Genomic DNA, 17,000 nt, shown 5'->3' on the forward strand with positions numbered 1-17,000 from the left:
ACCTCATTCGCCAAGGAGTTTCTTGATGCCGACCACGAGCAAAGGCTTCCCGCTCATGCTGACCTTCGACCTCGACGCGGAGACCATGTGGACCGGCCGCGACCCCGCCAACGCGCAGCGCCCCATCCTCATGTCGCAGGGCGCCTACGGCTGGAAGGTCGGCATGCCGCGCATCCTCGCGCTGCTGGCGCGCTATGACATCAGCGCCACCTTCTTCATTCCCGGCGAAGTGGCCGACAAGCACCCGGACCTGGTTCGCGAGGTGGTCGACAAGGGCCACGAGGTGGCGCACCACAGCTACAGCCACCGCTGGATCGTCAACCTGAGCCCCGCGGAAGAACGCGAGGAGATGGAGCGCGGCATGGAGACGCTCACCCGCCTGGCTGGTACTCGCCCACGCGGCTGGCGTTCGCCGGCGGCGGAGTTCAGCAGCATCACGCTCGACCTGCTCAAGGAGTACGGCTTCGACTACTCGTCGAACTTCTTCGATGACGACTCACCCTACTTGCTGGAAATCGGCGGGCAGCGCACCGACATCGTGGAGCTACCCTTTCGCTGGGTGCTCGACGACGCGCCCTTCTTCCAGTACTCGATCACCCTGCCGGGCCGCACGCTGCAGGCGCCCTCTGCCGTGCTCGAGGCGTGGACGAGCGAGTTCGACATGCTCTACGCCGAAGACCGGATGATGATGGTCGGCATGCACCCGCAGATCATCGGCCAGCCATCGCGGCTCAAGGTGCTCGAAGGGCTCATCGAGCATGCGCTGGCGCACTCGGGTGTATGGATCGACCGCTGCGACCGCATCTCCGACGACATGCGCCCGCGCCTGAAGGCGGCGGTCAAGGCATGACCACCGCCTTGCGTTTCGTGGTGAGCGGCGGCGCGAGCGGTATCGGCTTCGCGGTGGCGCGGCTCGCGGTGGAACGTGGCGCACGCGTCGTACTGCTCGACCTTGATGCGCCACGGCTGCAGGCATGTGTCGCGGCATTGGGCGATGCGGCGCTGCCACTGGTGTGCGACGTGACCGACGCACCGGCCGTGAAGGCGGCGGTAAACCATGCCGCCCAGTGGCTCGGCGGCATCGACGCGCTGGTCAACTCGGCCGGTGTCGATTCGCTGAAACCGCTGGAGCAGACCGACGACGCCGAGTGGGCCCACACGCTGGCCGTCAACCTCACGGGGCCGATGCTGATGTGCCGCGCCGCCATGCCGCACCTGCGCGCGGCGGGCGGCGGCAGCATCGTCAACATCGCCTCGGGGGCAGGGTTGCGGCCGCTACCGAATCGCACCGCCTACTGCGCCACCAAGGCGGCCGTGATCATGTTCGGCAAGGCACTGTCCATTGAAGCGGCGGCGGACGGCATCCGCGTCAACGCTGTGTGCCCCGGCGCCATCGACACGCCTCTGTTCCGCACCAGCTACGAGCACAGCGACGACCCGGCGCGCACGCTCGACGAGATCCGCCAGCGCTATGCACTGGGCCGTGTCGCCGCGCCCGAGGAAGTGGCCGAGGCCGTGCTCTACCTGAGCGGCCCGGGTGCCAGTTACATCACGGGCACCGCACTGGCCGTCGACGGCGGACGCACCTTCCACTGAAGGATCAGATGCCATGAGCTTCGACCATCGCATCGCCGTCGTCACCGGAGGTGGCCAGGGCATAGGCGCCGCCACGGTGCTCGACTTTCTGGACCAGGGTGCGCGCGTTGCCGTGCTGGACCTCGACTGCACCCCGCTCGCGCAGCAACTCGCAACCAGGCCCGAAGCCGCCGCGCGCTGCCTGCGCGTGTCGGGCGACTGCACCGATGCCGCCGTGGTCTCGGCCTTCTTCGACAGGGTCGAAAAGGAACTGGGCCCGGTCGACATCCTGTTCAACAACGTGGGCCAGAGCGCGCGCGAACGCGGTGGCCTGTTCACCGAATCGGACGAGGCCGTGTGGCGCTTCGTCATCGAGGTGTCGCTGCTCACCACCATGCGCGCCGCGCGCCGCATCGCGCCTGGCATGAAGGCGCGCGGCTTCGGGCGTATCGTCAACATGAGCACCGACGCAGCCTTTGCCGGCGACGTGGGCCTGGCCGACTACGCCGCCGCCAAGATGGGCGTGGTGGGCTTCACGCGCTCGCTGGCGCGGGAGCTCGCGCCGCATGGCGTGACCGTGAATGCGGTGTGCCCCGGCGCAATTCGCACGCGCGCGCACGACAGGCTGCGCCCCGAGGTGCTCGCGAAGATCGTGGCCGACACACCCGCCGGCTTCGTCGGCTCGCCCGAGGACGTGGCCGCCACGGTGCGTTTCCTCGCGAGCGACGAAGCGCGCTTCATCACCGGCCAGACGCTGCTGATCGACGGCGGCCGCTGGATGCTCTGACCGCTTTTCAAGGACACGACCATGGATCTGATGGACCACAGCGCACGCGAGCTCGCCGCACTGATCCGCACCAAGGAAGCCTCGCCCGTGGAGGCGGTGCGCGACGCGCTCTCGCGCATCGAGGCGCGCCGCGAGCTCAATGCCTTCATCACCGTGACGGGCGAGCAGGCGCTCGATGCCGCGCGACGCGCCGAAGCCGCCGTGATGGCCGGCGAGACGCTCGGTCCGTTGCACGGCGTACCGTATTCGGTGAAAGACCTGACGCTCACGGCCGGCGTGCGCACCACCATGGGCTCGGCCATCTACGAAGACTTCGTGCCGAAGGAAGACGCCGTGGCGGTGGCGCGCGCCAAGGCCGCAGGCGCCATCCTCATCGGCAAGACGACCACGCCCGAGTTCGGCCACAAGCAGGTGGCGACCGCACCGATCTTCGGCCGCACGCTGAACCCGATCGACGCGCGCTACACGCCCGGTGCGTCGAGCAGCGGAGCGGCGGTGGCGGTAGCGGCGGGCCTCGGCTCGCTCGCGCTCGGCACCGACGGCGGTGGTTCCATCCGCATTCCGGCTTCGTGCTGCGGCATCGTCGGGCTCAAGGCCACGCTGGGCGTGGTGCCGAACCTGCAGGCGCCCGACCTGTTCTCGGCGAACTCCTTCACCGGCCCGATGGCACGCGACGTGGCCGACACGCAGTTGCTGTTCGATGTCATCAAGGGCTTCGACGCGCGCGATCCCTATGGGTTGGGCGGGCCGGTGCCGCAGCGTGCGATGCCAATGTCGCTGCGCGGCCTGCGCGTGGCGTGGTTGCCCACGGCGGGCAACCCGATCGACCCCGAAGTCGAGGCCGTGACGACGGCCGCCGTGCAGGCGATGGAACGCGAAGGTGCCATCGTCGAAACCGTGCAGCTGAACTTCGTGGCGCTCGAACGCCACTTCCTCGTGGTGCTGCAGTCGATGCTGGCCGCACGCGTGGGCGCCAACCTCGAGCGCTTCGGCGACCGGCTCGACCCCACGCTGATCGACGCCGTGCAAAAGGGCCGCCGCCACAGCGCGGTGGACCTGCACGACGCCACCTTCGCCAAGACCCGCTGTTTCACTGAATTGCAGACGCTCTTCAAACGCTTCGACGTGCTGGTGTCGCCCACCGTCTCGGCGCCGCCGTTGCCCATCGACATGGACGTGAGCGGCGAAGTGGAGATCGGCGGCCGGCCCGCCGGCACCATCCGCGGCGCCTGGTATCCGTACACCTACCCGATGAACCTGACGGGCCATCCCGCGCTCTCGATGCCCTGCGGCAAGAGCGCGATCGGCCTGCCCATCGGGTTGCAGCTGGCGGGCCGCTGGTACGACGACGACCACCTGCTGGCCATTGCACGGCTGGTGGAGCGCGCGCTCGGCTGAAGTTTTCTTCTCTTCCGCCTCGCGCACGAGGCCTGGCGGGCGCCAGGTGGGTTCTGTCCTGTTTTTGCGTAGATGCGTACGGTTGGGCAGCAGTTCGCCGTCCCAGAATGAACCGGCCGTGCGGGGTACAGCACGCGCATTTCTTCATAGAACAAGGAGACCCTCATGATCACGTCCCGTCGCGGCCTGCTGGCCGGTTCCGCTGCCATGGCCACGGGCGCCATTGCCGGTTGTGCATTGCCCGCAGGCGCCAGCCGCACGCAGGCAACGCCTTTCGATGTCGCCGCATCGACCATCCCGATCGTGGGCAGCGAGCAGGTCTATCCGGTGCGCCGCATCTACTGCATCGGCCGCAACTACGAGGCCCATGCGCGCGAGATGGGCTCGGACCCGAGCCGCGAGCCGCCCTTCTTCTTCCAGAAGCCGGCCGACGCGATCCAGGTCGTGACACCCGGCGTGGTGGCCGACCATCCCTATCCCACGCTCACGAAGAACTACCACTACGAAGTGGAGCTCGTGGTGGCGCTGGCCAAGGGCGGGCGCAACATCCCGGCGAGCTCGGCGCTCGACTACGTGTACGGCTATTCGCTCGGTCTCGACATGACGCGCCGCGACCTGCAGCGCGAGATGGGCGACCAGAAGAAACCGTGGGAAATCGGCAAGAGCTTCGACCATTCGGCGCCCATCGGACCGATCCACCCGGTGGCGAAGGTCGGGCACTTCACCGACGGTGCGATCTGGCTCAAGGTGAACGGGCAGACGAAGCAGAGCGCCACGCTCAAGCACATGATCTGGTCGGTGGCCGAGCAGATCAGCCGGCTGTCGCAGGCCTTCGAGCTGAAGCCGGGCGACATCATCTACTCGGGCACGCCGGAGAACGTCGGGCCCGTGGTGCGCGGCGACCTGATCGAGATCCACATCGACCGGCTGCCGGAGCTGTCGGTGCGGATCGTCTGAGGGCGCGGAGGCCGTCGCACCATTTTTCCTACCAGATTGGTGCCGATCATCGGGGCTCCTGCATCTCCAGAGCCACCATGTCCCAGCCTCCGCAAGCCACCTACATCGACGATCTGCACGCCCCGCAGGTGTTCGCGGACGAAGTCTCGGGATACTGGGTCAACGCGGGCTGCGTGCACATCACCTTCGATGCCAGCCGCGTCGACCACAGCTCCGACCGGTGCCCGGTCCATCGGGCCGCCGTGCTGCGCGTGACGCTGCCGATACCCATTGCACAGGTGCTCGCGGTCAGCCTCTATGACTTCCTGAAGCAGCGCGGGCTGGCGCCGGCGCCTGGCAACGGGCACTGACGAGGGCAAGCAGCACCCGGCGGCGGGTGGCCTCCAAGATTTCTCCGAGATTCAACTTTAAAATGAGAAGCATTCTTATTTGCGAAGTGAGTCAACGTTGAATCCTGGACGCCAGAACACCGCCGGCACCGTCACGGTCCCCTCCCCGACCTCATTCAGGCGCAGCGCATTCGGCCCGCCCGCGCGCGCCACGCTGCTGGTGCTGTGGGCGGCCGCCCAGATCGGCCGCGCGCATGCACAGGAGGCGCAAAACAAAGAAACCTCCTCGCTGCCGACCGTGACTGTCACGGCCGAATCGCAGGACGACTCGCAGCAGCACCTCGGCGCCAAGGTGAGCAGCGGCGCGCTCGGTGCGCGCTCGCAGCTTGAAACGCCCTTCTCCACCACCGTCGTGACCAGCGAGGACATGGCCGAGCGCCAGGTGTCGAAGCTGGGTGACGTGTTCGCGCTCGACGCGTCGGTGTCCGACAACAGCGGCGCCTACAGCAGTTGGGCCAGCTACATCACGGTGCGCGGCCTGCCGCTGGACTGGCAGAACGCCTACCGCATCAACGGCCAGCCCTTCCTGAGCTACGCCATCACCATGCCCTACGAGCACTTCGAGCAGATCGAGCTGCTCAAGGGTTCGTCGGGCTTCATGTACGGCTTCGGCTCGCCGGGCGGCATCGTCAACTACGTGACGAAGAAGCCGACCGACACGCCGGTGCGCAGCATCGAGGTCGGCTACAAGACCGCCGGCATCTGGAGCGAGCACGTCGACCTGGGCGGGCGCTTCGGCACCGACGACCGCTTCGGCTACCGGCTCAACGCCACGCACGAGGAAGGCAAGACCTACAACGACGGCAACATCCGCCGCGACTCGGTGTCGCTCGGGCTCGACGCGAAGCTCACCGACAAGCTCACCTGGACCTTCGACTCGCTCTACCAGAAGCGCACCTCCACCGGCCAGACGCCATCGATCTACCTGGGCAGCTACACGGGCACGAGCCTGCCGTCCACGATCAGCGCCAACAACGCGAGCCTCGTCGGCCCTGGCCAGCACCTTGCCACCGACTTCAGGCTCTATTCGACCGGCCTGCAATACCAGCTATCGCCCGACTGGACGCTCAGCACCAGCTACAGCCACAGCAGCGCCACGCGAAGCCGCAACGAAGGAATCTCCTACCTGCAGGACGCCAGCGGCAGCTACGACGACTACCGCTCCGACAGCGAAGAAGGCCACCGCTTCAACCAGTGGCAGGCCATGGCCACGGGCAAGCTGCGCACCGGCGACTTCGAGCACCAGGTGACGCTGGGCGCGTCGTGGCAGAAGCAGGTCAACTACTACAGCAGCAACGCCGTCTACCAACTGGTGGGCACCGGCAGCATCTTCGGTCAGAACACCAACAGCTACAACAGCGTGACGAACCTCACGCCCTACCGCAACAGCGACATCACGCAGCGCGCAATATTCGCGAGCGACACGATGAAGCTGTCCGAGAAGTGGTCAGTGCTGGCCGGCCTGCGCAGCACCACCTACGAACAGGTCGGCTACGACACCACCGGCCTGCAGAACTCCACCTACCGAAAGAGCGGCGTGATCACGCCCACGCTGGCGCTGATGTACAAACCCGCGCCCGACACCACGCTGTACACCAGCTATGTCGAATCGCTGGAGCCCGGCAGCACGGTGAGCAACCTCTACGCCAACGACGGCGCGCTGCTCAACCCGCTGAAGAGCCGCCAGTACGAACTGGGCGTGAAAACCGAACGTGAACGCTGGAGCGCCACGGCCGCGCTGTTCCGCATCGAGCGCGGCGCCGAATACGCCAACAGCTCCAACGTGCTGGTGCAGGACGGCCAGTCGATCTACCAGGGCCTGGAGCTCGGCGCTTCCACGCGGCTGGGCTCGCAGTGGCAGATCGGTGGCAACCTGATGCTGCTCGACAGCTCCTACGAGCGCGGCAGCAGCTATGTCGGCAACCGCGTGGCGGGTGCGCCGAAGCTGGTGGCAACGGCGCAGGTGTCGTACACGGTGGCGCAGGTGCCGGGCCTCAAGCTGTCGGCCGACATGAAGTACACGGGCAACACCATGCTGAACGCGGCGAACCAGCTGACCGTGCCCGGCTACACCATCGCCAACATCGGCGCGAGCTACACGACGCGCATCGGCGGGCGCAACACGACCTTCCGCGCGGCCATCAACAACGTGGCGAACCGGAAGTACTGGGAATACCAGTACGACAACTACATCAAGCCCGGCGACCCGCGCACCTTCAGCCTGAGCGCCAAGCTCGACTTCTAGGCCTTCTCGCAGTCTTTGCTTCCTTGGCCGGCCGCCGTCTTCGACGGCGCGCCGGCTTTTGGATTTCTGCAGCGGCCGATGGCCATCGAGGGAGCCGTCATCCAATTTTTCTCCCCCTTTGAAGTTCACGATACGGGTCATGAACACCATCCCGCATCGCAACCCGCACGGCGCATCGCACGCGCTGCGCTTCACCGGCCTGCCGGCGTTGGCGCATGCGGATCGCCACTCCCCGGAACTCACCATGCAAGCACGCTGGAGCAGAACACAGCCCGCCCTCGTCGCTGCGCCGCGGCTGAAGAAGTCCTTCTGGCTGTCGCTTCTCGCGGGCCTGTTGGCCTTCGGCGCGCTGGCGTTCGGCGTCCTCGTGGCCGCGAGCGACACCGGCTGCGCAGCGCGTGAAGCCGGCGCTTCGGGCAACTACAGCCAATCGACGCTCGCGCCGATCACATCGGCCGGCGGCAGTTGCAAGCGCAAGCAGGAGCCCGGCCGCCTCGAGCATCCGAAGACGATGCTCTAACACGCCCACTTGCGACAGCCCACTTCAGAAGAAAGCACATCCGTGTTCGATACCAAGCTGCCCGGTGGCGCCTCGCGGGTGTTCCGGCCACAGCCTTTCTTCAGTGCGCTTGTAGTGGAAAGCGATCCCGCCGTGGCGAGCCGCCTGAATAGCGTCCTGGGGGTCCTCGCGCCGGGACGGTGCGTGGTGCTTGTGCCCACGCGCGAAGAGGCCGATGCGATGCTGGACACGCTGTCCTTCGACCTGGTGTTCGTCGACATGCAGCTCTATCCGATCGGCGACGGCGCATCGCTGATCGCCGACGTGCGTGCGATGCAGCCACGCGCCCGGATCATTGCCCTGTCGGACACGGACGACCGGGATCTGGCCCTGTCCGCATTCGCCTCCGGGGCGACGGGCTACCTGCTGAGCGAGGCGGAAGACGCCGAGATCGCCTACGCGTTGCGCGCCCTGGCGAACGGCGGCGCCGTGCTGGACCCGCGCGTGGCGCGCCACGTGGTGGCCATGTTCGCCGAGACGCTGGCGGAGCCAATCCGCGCCGGCGACTTCCACGCGGACGGCGCCTTCCGCAAGCTCGAGCTCAGATCCCTGACCCCGGCGATTCCCGAGGGAACACGCCACGGTCTTCCAGGCTGACACCGACACGAAGGCGCTTCCTCTCGCGCGGCAGCTCGTGCTCGACGATGCAACGCCGGGCAAGGAGGAACGCCAGCCGCCGGGCATCCCAGGCCAGGAACATCGCCAGCAACGCGACGTCGCACACGGCCAGCGCGATCAGGGTGCGCCAGTCCCACAGCCAGTCGAACGAAGTCATGAGTCGGTAGAGGTGATGAATGCGAAGCCCCGAGATTGAGGTCTTCGCATTGCCTGCGAATTTCACCGTGTTACGGTGATCGCGGTTCAGGCTTCGCGCGTGCGCGTTACGGCGGGCACGAACATGTAGCCCTCGTTGCGCACGGTGCGGATCAGGTCGGCGCGCGTCTCGCCGGAAGCCAGCTTGCGTCGCAGGCGGCTGATCTGCACGTCGATGGCGCGGTCGTACGAATCGCTCTCGGCGCCGAGCGCGTACTGCACCAGCTGGTCGCGCGTCAGCACCCGCCGCGGGTGCTGCACCAACGCGCGCAGCAGGCGGAACTCGCCGTCGGAGAGGTCCACCGGGCGGTCTTGCGGGTCATGCAGCAGCCGGGTTTCGAGGTCCATGCGCCAGCCTGCGAAGTACAGCACCTCGGGCTGCTGCGCTTCTTGCGCCGCAGGCGTGCCAGAAGGCGGCGGCACGGATTGTTGCGCCGGTAATCCGACAGCGGCCGCATGCGCAGTGCGGCGCAGCACGGTGCGGATGCGCGCCAGCAGTTCGCGCGGATTGCAAGGCTTGGCCAGGTAGTCTTCCGCGCCGATCTCCAGGCCCACGATGCGGTCGATGTCCGTGCCCACGGCCGACAGCATGATGACGGGCGGCCCGCCGATGCGCTGCAGCTCGCGCAATGCGCTCAGGCCGTCTTCGCCGGGCATCATCACGTCGAGCACGATCAGCGCGTAGTCGGCCTGCGCGAGCCGCTCGCGCATCTCCGCGGGATGGCCGGCCGCATCGACATGGAAGCCGTGCTTCTCCAGGAAGGACGCCACCAGGCTGCGGATGCCGGCGTCGTCGTCGACGATGAGGATTCGGGTAGACAGGTTCACGTTACGGCGGATCGGGTAGCGGATCATAGGCTGGGCGCGGCCTCCGCCCGAAGCCCCGCGAGCCTTGAAATAATTTGCAATGCGCTGAAATCCGGCTGCAACATCCGCTTCACAGACTCGTGCGCTCGAACGTTTGCGCATGCCCCCCCGCCTCGCGCATGCGCGCTGACAGCTGGGAGAAAAAAGATGGGAACGCAAAGATCGAGCCATGCCGGCGTGACATCGCTTCCCGTCCGTGCCAGCATCAACCCATGAACTCCCAAGGTACCGCGCGCCGCTGGTCGGGCCCGCCGCTCGCGTGGCAAATCATGGGCCTGCTGCTGGGCGGGCTGGTGGTGGCGCAAGTCGTGACACTGGCGCTGACCGTGCTTCTCCCGCCGCAACCACAGCGCCAATGGGAGATGGGCGACATCGCGCGCGTGCTGTCTGGCCGGAGCGCCGAAGGCCGCAACGCGAACCTGCTGCAGCGCACGCTGCAGGCGAACGCGCCCCAACCCAAGGGACAAGGCTGGCTGACATCCGAACGCTCGCGGCGCGACCTGGCGCAACTGCTGACGCGCGACGAAGCCGAGGTGCGGCTGTACTTCTTCACACCGCTGCCGTTTGCAGGCGCCACAGGGCCTGTCGCGGCGACGGAGAACGGGCATGACGCAGCGCAGCCGGTGCCGCGCCGCATCGCCGATACCTTCGCCGGAGCCGGCTTTCTGCGGGTCCAGGCGAGAGGTGGGCCGGGGGGCGGTGGACCGGGAGGACCCGGTGGGCCTGGAGGCATGGGATTCCCGGGGGGAATGGGAGGCCCGAGGGGAAACCAGATGGGCACTCCTCCGCCATCACCACCACCCGGCAGCGCGACGACGAATCCCGCGCCGGGCAATGCGCCAGCCACCGCACCGGATGCACCAGCCGGTACATCCGCCCCCACGCCCGCGGCCGGAAACCCTCCAGGCAGCACGGTAGCGGCGCCCCCTGGTAGCGGCGCAGGCCCCGTCGGCACACCGCCATCGCCCGGGTCGGCGGCACCGAACACGGCGACCACGCCGGGCTCGGCGACTGCACCAGGCTCAACGACCGCGCCGGGCGCGCCCGGTGCCGCCCCTCCACCGGGCCTCTCGCCCACGGCGCCGCCATCGGGCCCCGCCCAAGGCCAGCCCGGAGCCCCTTCCATTCAGTCGGGCCCCTCCATGCGAGCCTTGCCGCCGGTCATCGAAAGCCCCCCGCGCCGCGAAGCCCCTGACAGGGCTGAAGCACCAGTTGCGCCCCCTATCGCGCAGTCGCCGCGCGCCGAGCCCGCTACGCGCCCGTCTTCGGCCAGCACGCCACCGGCGACTGCGGCTGCACCGCCACGCGTCGTCACCCCCGCCGAACCGCCCCGTGCGTCCAGAGACACCGACACGACGATCACGACGCCCATTGCGACCACCGACAACGAACGCCCCGCCGCACGCGGCCTCTTCGGGCTCGCGCCCGCGCCGTTCGTCGAAGGCGACTTCATCGCCGCGGTCTACACGCCCGAAGGCAGTTGGGTGGTCGTGCAGCCGGTGCCCGAGTCTTTTCCGAACGCATGGCAGCGCCGCGTGCTGCTGTGGTTCCTGATCGCCGCGGCAATCGTCGCCCCCGCGGGCTGGCTGTTCTCGCGCCGGCTGGTGCGGCCGATTGCCGGCTTCGCGCGCGCGGCCGACCAGCTGGGGCGCGACCCTGCGGCGCCGGTGCTGGCACTGGAGGGCCCCGCCGAAATCGGCCGCGCAGCACAGGCCTTCAACCGCATGCAGGCGCGGCTGCGCAGCTTCGTCGACGACCGCACGGTGATGATCGGCGCCATCAGCCACGACCTGCGCACGCCCCTCACGCGGCTGCGCTTTCGCATCGAGGACGTGCCCGACGATGTGCGCGCCGGCATGCTCGAAGACGTCCAGGAGATGGAGCTGATGATCGGCTCCGTGCTCAGCTTCATCCGCGATGCCTCGGTGGTGAGCGCGCGAGAGCGCATGGACCTCGCGAGCCTTGTCGAGGACGTGGTCGAGCAGGCCATCTTCGTCGGCAAGAACGTGCAGCTGCGACGCGTCGAGAGCGCGCAGGTGGAGGTCGACCCGATCGGCATGCGCCGCGTGCTCGACAACCTGATCGAGAACGCCGTCAAGTACGGGCACCTGGCACGCGTGCGGCTGTTCACCGATGGGCACGACGCCGTGGTCGAGATAGGCGATCGTGGGCCGGGGCTGCCCGCAAACGAAATCGAGCAGGTGTTCAAGCCGTTCTATCGCACTGCGCAGGCGCGGTCCTCGCGTGCTGCGGGCAGCGGCCTTGGTCTGGCGGTATGTCGCTCCATCGCGCGCGCGCATGGCGGCGATGTCGTGCTGAGATCCGGCTCACACGGGCTTGTTGCGCAGGTTCGCGTACCGCTGGCGCTCGAGGCACAACGGCTGGCGTCTGCGGCGCACTGAGCAAAGCCGGCGCACACGCGCGATGACACCACCCTTCAGATGCCATGGCACGCGCCGCCGCGCGTCATAGTGAAGCGGCACGAACGGGTCCGCGCCTTTACCTCCTGAAACACCTGTCGAAACACGCATGAACCACCGCAGGACGGGTGGCATGCGGACTGCAGAAAGAAGCTCGTCCCGGTGAGTTTTTCCGGGCGCACTTTTCTCAACAGCAGGAGTTTCACAATGAACCATCGTTCCTTCGCACGCAACGTGCAAAAGGGTTTCACCCTCATCGAGTTGATGATCGTCGTGGCGATCATCGGCATTCTGGCTGCCGTGGCGCTGCCGGCCTATCAGGACTACACGGTGCGTGCGCGTGTGACTGAAGGCCTCGGGCTCGCTCAGGGCGCGAAGACCATGGTGGCTACTGACGGCACCAGCACTACGGAACTGGCCAATGTGCTGACGACGTGGAACGCGCAAAACAGCAACACCGGCGCGAACTCCAAGTTCGTCAACAGCGTGCAGATCGCGGACGGCGGCATCATCACCGTGACGTTCAACGCGACCGCGACCGGTGTCGCGACGGGTGCCAACACGATCATCCTTTCGCCCTATGTGCGCTCGGCCGGCGCAGGCACGGCGGTCACGCTGGCTACGGCACTGTCCACGGGAGTGAGTGGCGCTATCGACTGGGCCTGCACCAGCGCCACCAACGTCTCCGCAACGAACGCCAACATGTCGGCCACCGCGGGCACGCTGCTCGCCAAGTACGCCCCCGCGACCTGCCGCTGATTCGCGAGCGAATCTTGCATCAGCCACCCTCGGGTGGCTTTTTTGCGTTTGCTTCAGAACGATGAGTCTCTTGCGCACTGGCCTTCAGGTACGCAGCCTCCACCATCGCCTCGCACTTTTCCGCGCCCGCCGTCTCGTAGCAGCTCCGCTGAAAAATCCGGTACACATCGAGCGCCACACGCGCCGCCATTCGCTCGCCGGTCTTCGATGATGGCGCTTCAGCGCATTCATAGAGATCAGGCACTCCCGCTGTATTGCATTTCTGCTGCGCGACGATCACGTAGCGAGCCACGACGCTTGCGCCGAAGTCGGCCTGCTCGTCATCCGGCACATGCGAGCCCCCACAACCTGCCAGCACCACAAGCATGAGAGCGGAACATGCGATCAAACCAGGCAACCGCATGCCTACGGTTCGCCGCATCCCGCCCTCATGCCCTGAATCTGCTGGCAAGCCACCGGATGCCCCAACGACGCCGCCTTGGCAATCCACATGATGGCTAGGCTGTCGTCCTTCGGCACGCCCAGGCCCGATGCATGGCAGTTGCCGAGCCACTGCATGGCGTCGGCATTACCTTGCGCGGCCGCCAGATCGAGCCAGTAGACGGCCGCATTGAAGTGGCCCGCGACGAAGAACATCCCGCCGACATCGGCCTGCGCATTCGCATCACCGCTGTCGGCCTTCACGATCATGTGCAGGTCTTCGTCAGACAGCTCGAGCTTGATCAGACCAACGATTTGCGCGAAGGCGAGCATCGCCCGTCCCCGTGCGTCTTCCTTGTGCTTGGCGATGGTGCCGTCGGACACGCGACGCCACAGCGTGCGCTTGCTGATGCCGGTCATCGCGATGGCGGCCTCGAGGCTGATGGCGTCCGACCTCAGCTCCGGGCCGCCCTCGGGCTCGAGGCCGTCGTGCACATGCGGCAACGTCTCGCTCTCAGTCGCCTTCCGGCGTCGGCTGCTGCGAGGCAGCCGCTGCCGTACCGTCATTTCCGGGATGCACTGCCAGGGGGTGGTGGCCTGCCGCCGTCCTGCGCGGGCTTGGTGAAGCCTGCCTTGGTCATGCACGCGGTCATCGCGGTCTCGTCGGGGCCGCCGTTCGAATCCTTGGCCACGCTGGCCGCGCAGGTCTTCAACGCAGCATCAACCGCTGAATTGCCGCCAGTGCTGCCGGTGCTTGCACTGCTGCTTTCCGTGGTCGTCGACGCAGCCCAAGCCGCGGCCGAACATCCCACCAGACACGCCATCCCAAGGGACAGCAACATCTTCTTTTTCATCGATCACTTCTCCTGAACATCGGTCGATCCGATACAGCAGTGATGCTGGGCAACAAAGTCGGAGAAACGTCGGATTCACTGCACCCGCGCGCACACAAACCCCAACGCATCAGCCAGCTTTCTCCCAAATTGCATGTTCGACTCGGCGTCCAGGAAGTTTCTGATTGCTTCCGGTACACGAGGAGAAGAACCACCATGACGCGGCTGCAGAAGAAGCCTCCAGAGCTCCGTGCGCGAGCACCCGGCTTCACCTTGATCGAGGTGATGGTCACCGTGGCGATCGTGGCGATCCTGGCGTCCCTCGCCCTGCCCTCCTACACGGACTACGTCCGGCGCGGCCGCATCCCGGAGGCGACCTCCAATCTCTCTGCCAGCAACGCAAAGATGGAGCAGTGGTTCCAGGATGCCAAGAGCTACTACGCCACCGGGTCCACCAGTGCATGCGGCGTGAGCATCTCGAATACCAACCTGAAGTACTTCACGCTCACCTGCTCGCCCAGTTCGTCCACGAGCTACACCATCACTGCCACCGGCACGTCTGCCATGGCCGGCTTCGTCTACACCATCGACCAGGACGGCACGCGGACTACCACCATCACCGGCGTGTCCGGATGGACCGCAACCTCATCGAGTTGCTGGATCACAACCAGGGGCGGGAGTTGCTGATGCGCATGCGGCAGCCTTCGTCGGCGGGGTTCAGCTTGATCGAGTTGATGGTGGCTATCACGCTCTTGGCGATCCTGACTTTGCTGGCCGCACCCGGGTTCAGTGACTGGACACGCAACAACCGCCTGCGCAGCACGGCCGAGTCGCTGCGCTCCGATCTGCAGACGGCCAGGGCGGAAGCCATCCGCCGCAACACCGGCACGCGATTGCAGTTCGTCAGCTCACTGGACGCCAGTTGCGCGTTGAGTACCAGCGTGGCGATCTGGGTGGTGAACGCCGGCATCTCCCAGACACCGGCCGGCGCCTGCGGCAATGCCCCGAGCGCCACCAGCACGCCCTACCTGATCAGCAAGAGCCCGATCGAATCCAGCAAGAGCTCGGATCTGGTGCTCACCGCAACGCGCAGCACCGTGGGCTTCGATGCATTGGGCCGCCAGTCGGCCACGAGCAACCCGACCACGTCGGTCGCCACGCTGACGGTGCAGCTGACCAGCGCCAGCAGCACCTGCGTCGCCTCCGGCGGCTCGGTGCGCTGCCTGAACGTGATCGTCTCGCCGGGCGGTGATGCCCGCATCTGCGACCCCGCGCGCAGCGGGAGCACCGACCCCATGACCTGCTGACCATGCCGCGCCGCCAAACACCTTCATCCGCCATGGGCGGCTTCACCCTCATCGAGGTGATGGCCGCGCTGCTCATCTTCGCGATCGGCCTGCTGGGCATCACCGGCCTCTATGCCAGCGCAGCGCGCACCGCTACCGGTGCCGAATTCCGTACAACCGCCGCCATGCTCGCCAGCGACCTGATCAGCCGCATGTGGATGAGCGACCGCACGGCGGCCACCCTCCAGGCCAACTACGGGAGCACGGCCGCCGGCACGGGCTACACGAGCTGGAAGGCCACCGTCGACAAATCGAACCTGCCGGGCATCAGCAGCCTGCCGCCGACCGTCACTTTCAGCACGGTAGCCGGCGGCGGCAGCTCGGCCGTCAGCAGCAGTCTGGCCACCATCACCATCTACTGGAAGGGCCCAGGCGACAGCAGCGCCCACCAGTACGTGGCCATGGCCCAGATGAAGCCGTGAGAACCTTCATGCCCGTCCCACGCCCCATTCGCAGCCAGCACGGCTTCAGCATCATCGAACTCATGGTCGGCCTGCTGGTCGGCATGCTGGCGGTGCTGATCGTTGTGCAGTTGCTGTACTCCACAAGCACACAGCAGCGGCTGACCAGCACCAGCGGCGACGCTGAAATCAACGCCGCCACGGCCACCCACATCCTGACGCGTGAACTGAGCCAGGCCGGCCTGGGCATCAGTGCCTACACGCTGCTGGGCTGCAGTCTCACGTACACCACGACCTCCGACAGCAAGAGCGTCACGCTGTCGTCGCTGGCCCCGGTCACGGTCAATCCCGGCACTTCGCTGGTGCCCGCGGGCGACACCGGCACCGACACGCTGCTGGTCGTCAGCGGCAGTTCAGCCAGCCCCACCGAGGGGGACGCTCTCGCGGGCACCAGCACCGCCACCAGCTACACCGTGACCACCCCGTCGTCCTTCGCCACGGGTGACTGGGTGATGGCCGCCTCGACCACGCGCGACAGCACCTCTTCATGCGCCATGACTCTGGGCAAGGTGACTGCCATTGCGAGCTATGTGCTGACTGTGTCCAGCGGCACCGCAGGCCTGGCGTCAGCGGAGGCCGCCGTCTACAACCTGGGGGCTGCCCCTGTCATCCATGCCTATGCGATCCGCAACGGCAACCTCACCGTGTGCGACTACGCGGCCTACAACTGCGGCAACACCAGCTACACCACCACGCTCAACAGCAGCGTCTGGGTTCCGGTGGCCAGCCACGTCGCCAGCCTGCGGGCCCAGTACGGCCGCGACACCAGCGACCTGAGCACGCCGAAGATGGACGGCGTGGTCGACAGCTACGACCAGACCACCCCCGGCAGCACGAGCGACACCTCGGGCCTGTCCAGCTACTGTGGCTGGCTGCGGGTGGTTGGCCTGCGGCTCGCGGTGGTCGCGCGCAGCCAGCAATACGACAAGGACTCGGTCACCACCACCGCACCCACCTGGTCCGGCAGCAGTGCCAACACCAGCACCACCAGCACGCTGACCACCGTGACGCCCACCGCCCTGGCGATCGACCTCAGCACCAACTCGGACTGGAAGCACTACCGCTACAAGACCATCGAGACCACGGTGCCGCTGCGCGACATCATCTGGAACGGCAACCAGGTCACCTACCAGAGCGGAGACGTCGCATGCTGAGCCCGCAGCGCAGGCAA

General features: G+C 67.0%; 20 protein-coding genes. 16 read left to right on the top strand and 4 right to left on the bottom strand.

The window, feature by feature from the left end:
• Positions 1-25: 25 nt before the first annotated feature.
• From BLW48_RS30110 to BLW48_RS30150, 9 genes are all read left to right on the top strand, one after another.
• Positions 26-850 carry a polysaccharide deacetylase family protein gene (locus BLW48_RS30110; protein WP_093057392.1) on the top strand — a complete coding sequence of 275 codons (825 nt, stop codon included), beginning with the start codon at positions 26-28 and terminating at the stop codon, positions 848-850.
• Positions 847-1,596, top strand: a complete 750-nt coding sequence (locus tag BLW48_RS30115) for an SDR family NAD(P)-dependent oxidoreductase (protein WP_093179237.1) — start codon at positions 847-849, stop codon at positions 1,594-1,596. The genes BLW48_RS30110 and BLW48_RS30115 overlap by 4 nt, the downstream gene beginning before the upstream one ends.
• A 13-nt stretch (positions 1,597-1,609) precedes the next feature.
• Positions 1,610-2,362, top strand: a complete 753-nt coding sequence (locus BLW48_RS30120; protein ID WP_093179238.1) for an SDR family NAD(P)-dependent oxidoreductase — start codon at positions 1,610-1,612, stop codon at positions 2,360-2,362.
• A gap of 21 nt (positions 2,363-2,383) precedes the next feature.
• Positions 2,384-3,760 carry an amidase gene (locus BLW48_RS30125; protein ID WP_093179240.1) on the top strand — a complete coding sequence of 459 codons (1,377 nt, stop codon included), beginning with the start codon at positions 2,384-2,386 and terminating at the stop codon, positions 3,758-3,760.
• 165 nt (positions 3,761-3,925) lie between these two features.
• Positions 3,926-4,717 carry a fumarylacetoacetate hydrolase family protein gene (locus tag BLW48_RS30130; protein ID WP_093077540.1) on the top strand — a complete coding sequence of 264 codons (792 nt, stop codon included), beginning with the start codon at positions 3,926-3,928 and terminating at the stop codon, positions 4,715-4,717.
• 77 nt (positions 4,718-4,794) lie between these two features.
• Positions 4,795-5,067 (top strand): hypothetical protein, encoded by a 273-nt coding sequence (locus BLW48_RS30135; protein WP_093057387.1) that lies wholly within the window; start codon positions 4,795-4,797, stop codon positions 5,065-5,067.
• 193 nt (positions 5,068-5,260) lie between these two features.
• Positions 5,261-7,351 (top strand): TonB-dependent siderophore receptor, encoded by a 2,091-nt coding sequence (locus tag BLW48_RS30140; RefSeq protein WP_093179293.1) that lies wholly within the window; start codon positions 5,261-5,263, stop codon positions 7,349-7,351.
• A 139-nt stretch (positions 7,352-7,490) separates the two neighbouring features.
• Positions 7,491-7,871, top strand: coding sequence for a hypothetical protein (locus tag BLW48_RS30145; protein ID WP_093057386.1), 381 nt, complete (start codon positions 7,491-7,493; stop codon positions 7,869-7,871).
• A gap of 42 nt (positions 7,872-7,913) precedes the next feature.
• Positions 7,914-8,507 carry a response regulator gene (locus BLW48_RS30150; protein ID WP_177142461.1) on the top strand — a complete coding sequence of 198 codons (594 nt, stop codon included), beginning with the start codon at positions 7,914-7,916 and terminating at the stop codon, positions 8,505-8,507.
• Here the strand turns inward: BLW48_RS30150 and BLW48_RS35180 are convergent.
• The gene (locus BLW48_RS35180) at positions 8,452-8,751 is read right to left on the bottom strand and encodes a hypothetical protein (RefSeq protein WP_143047821.1); all 300 of its coding nucleotides are present in this window, start codon (positions 8,749-8,751) and stop codon (positions 8,452-8,454) included. The genes BLW48_RS30150 and BLW48_RS35180 overlap by 56 nt on opposite strands.
• 20 nt (positions 8,752-8,771) lie before the next feature.
• The gene (locus BLW48_RS30155) at positions 8,772-9,578 is read right to left on the bottom strand and encodes a response regulator (RefSeq protein ID WP_093057383.1); all 807 of its coding nucleotides are present in this window, start codon (positions 9,576-9,578) and stop codon (positions 8,772-8,774) included.
• Positions 9,579-9,802: 224 nt separating this feature from the next.
• Here BLW48_RS30155 and BLW48_RS30160 point away from each other — a divergent pair, with 224 nt between their 5' ends.
• Together BLW48_RS30160 and BLW48_RS30165 are read left to right on the top strand one after the other, a co-directional pair.
• On the top strand, positions 9,803-11,992 hold the full coding sequence (locus tag BLW48_RS30160; RefSeq protein WP_093179244.1) for an ATP-binding protein: 2,190 nt from the start codon (positions 9,803-9,805) through the stop codon (positions 11,990-11,992).
• A 225-nt stretch (positions 11,993-12,217) separates the two neighbouring features.
• Entirely contained in the window at positions 12,218-12,769 is a 552-nt protein-coding gene (locus BLW48_RS30165; protein WP_093179245.1) for a pilin, read from the top strand.
• Positions 12,770-12,788: 19 nt separating this feature from the next.
• Here BLW48_RS30165 and BLW48_RS30170 read toward each other — a convergent pair whose 3' ends face one another.
• A complete protein-coding gene (locus BLW48_RS30170) occupies positions 12,789-13,136 on the bottom strand; it encodes a hypothetical protein (RefSeq protein WP_143047822.1) in 348 nt (115 codons plus the stop codon).
• Positions 13,137-13,174: 38 nt separating this feature from the next.
• Positions 13,175-13,684: an SEL1-like repeat protein gene (locus tag BLW48_RS30175; RefSeq protein WP_256331014.1), complete on the bottom strand. Its 510-nt coding sequence runs from the start codon at positions 13,682-13,684 to the stop codon at positions 13,175-13,177.
• Positions 13,685-13,828: 144 nt separating this feature from the next.
• Here BLW48_RS30175 and BLW48_RS30180 point away from each other — a divergent pair, with 144 nt between their 5' ends.
• The 5 genes from BLW48_RS30180 (at position 13,829) to BLW48_RS30200 (ending at position 16,983) form a co-directional block, all read left to right on the top strand.
• Positions 13,829-14,059 (top strand): hypothetical protein, encoded by a 231-nt coding sequence (locus BLW48_RS30180; protein WP_143042628.1) that lies wholly within the window; start codon positions 13,829-13,831, stop codon positions 14,057-14,059.
• Between the two features lie 179 nt (positions 14,060-14,238).
• Entirely contained in the window at positions 14,239-14,709 is a 471-nt protein-coding gene (locus BLW48_RS30185) for a type IV pilin protein (RefSeq protein WP_093179250.1), read from the top strand.
• Entirely contained in the window at positions 14,655-15,329 is a 675-nt protein-coding gene (locus BLW48_RS30190) for a GspH/FimT family pseudopilin (RefSeq protein WP_093179251.1), read from the top strand. Before BLW48_RS30185 ends, BLW48_RS30190 begins: the two co-directional genes overlap by 55 nt.
• Before the next feature lie 2 nt (positions 15,330-15,331).
• Positions 15,332-15,790 (top strand): type IV pilus modification protein PilV, encoded by a 459-nt coding sequence (gene pilV, locus BLW48_RS30195; protein ID WP_093077553.1) that lies wholly within the window; start codon positions 15,332-15,334, stop codon positions 15,788-15,790.
• An 8-nt stretch (positions 15,791-15,798) separates the two neighbouring features.
• The gene (locus tag BLW48_RS30200; protein WP_093179253.1) at positions 15,799-16,983 is read left to right on the top strand and encodes a PilW family protein; all 1,185 of its coding nucleotides are present in this window, start codon (positions 15,799-15,801) and stop codon (positions 16,981-16,983) included.
• Positions 16,984-17,000 lie beyond the last annotated feature (17 nt).

This window comes from Variovorax sp. YR266, assembly GCF_900107295.1.
GTDB lineage: Bacteria > Pseudomonadota > Gammaproteobacteria > Burkholderiales > Burkholderiaceae_C > Variovorax.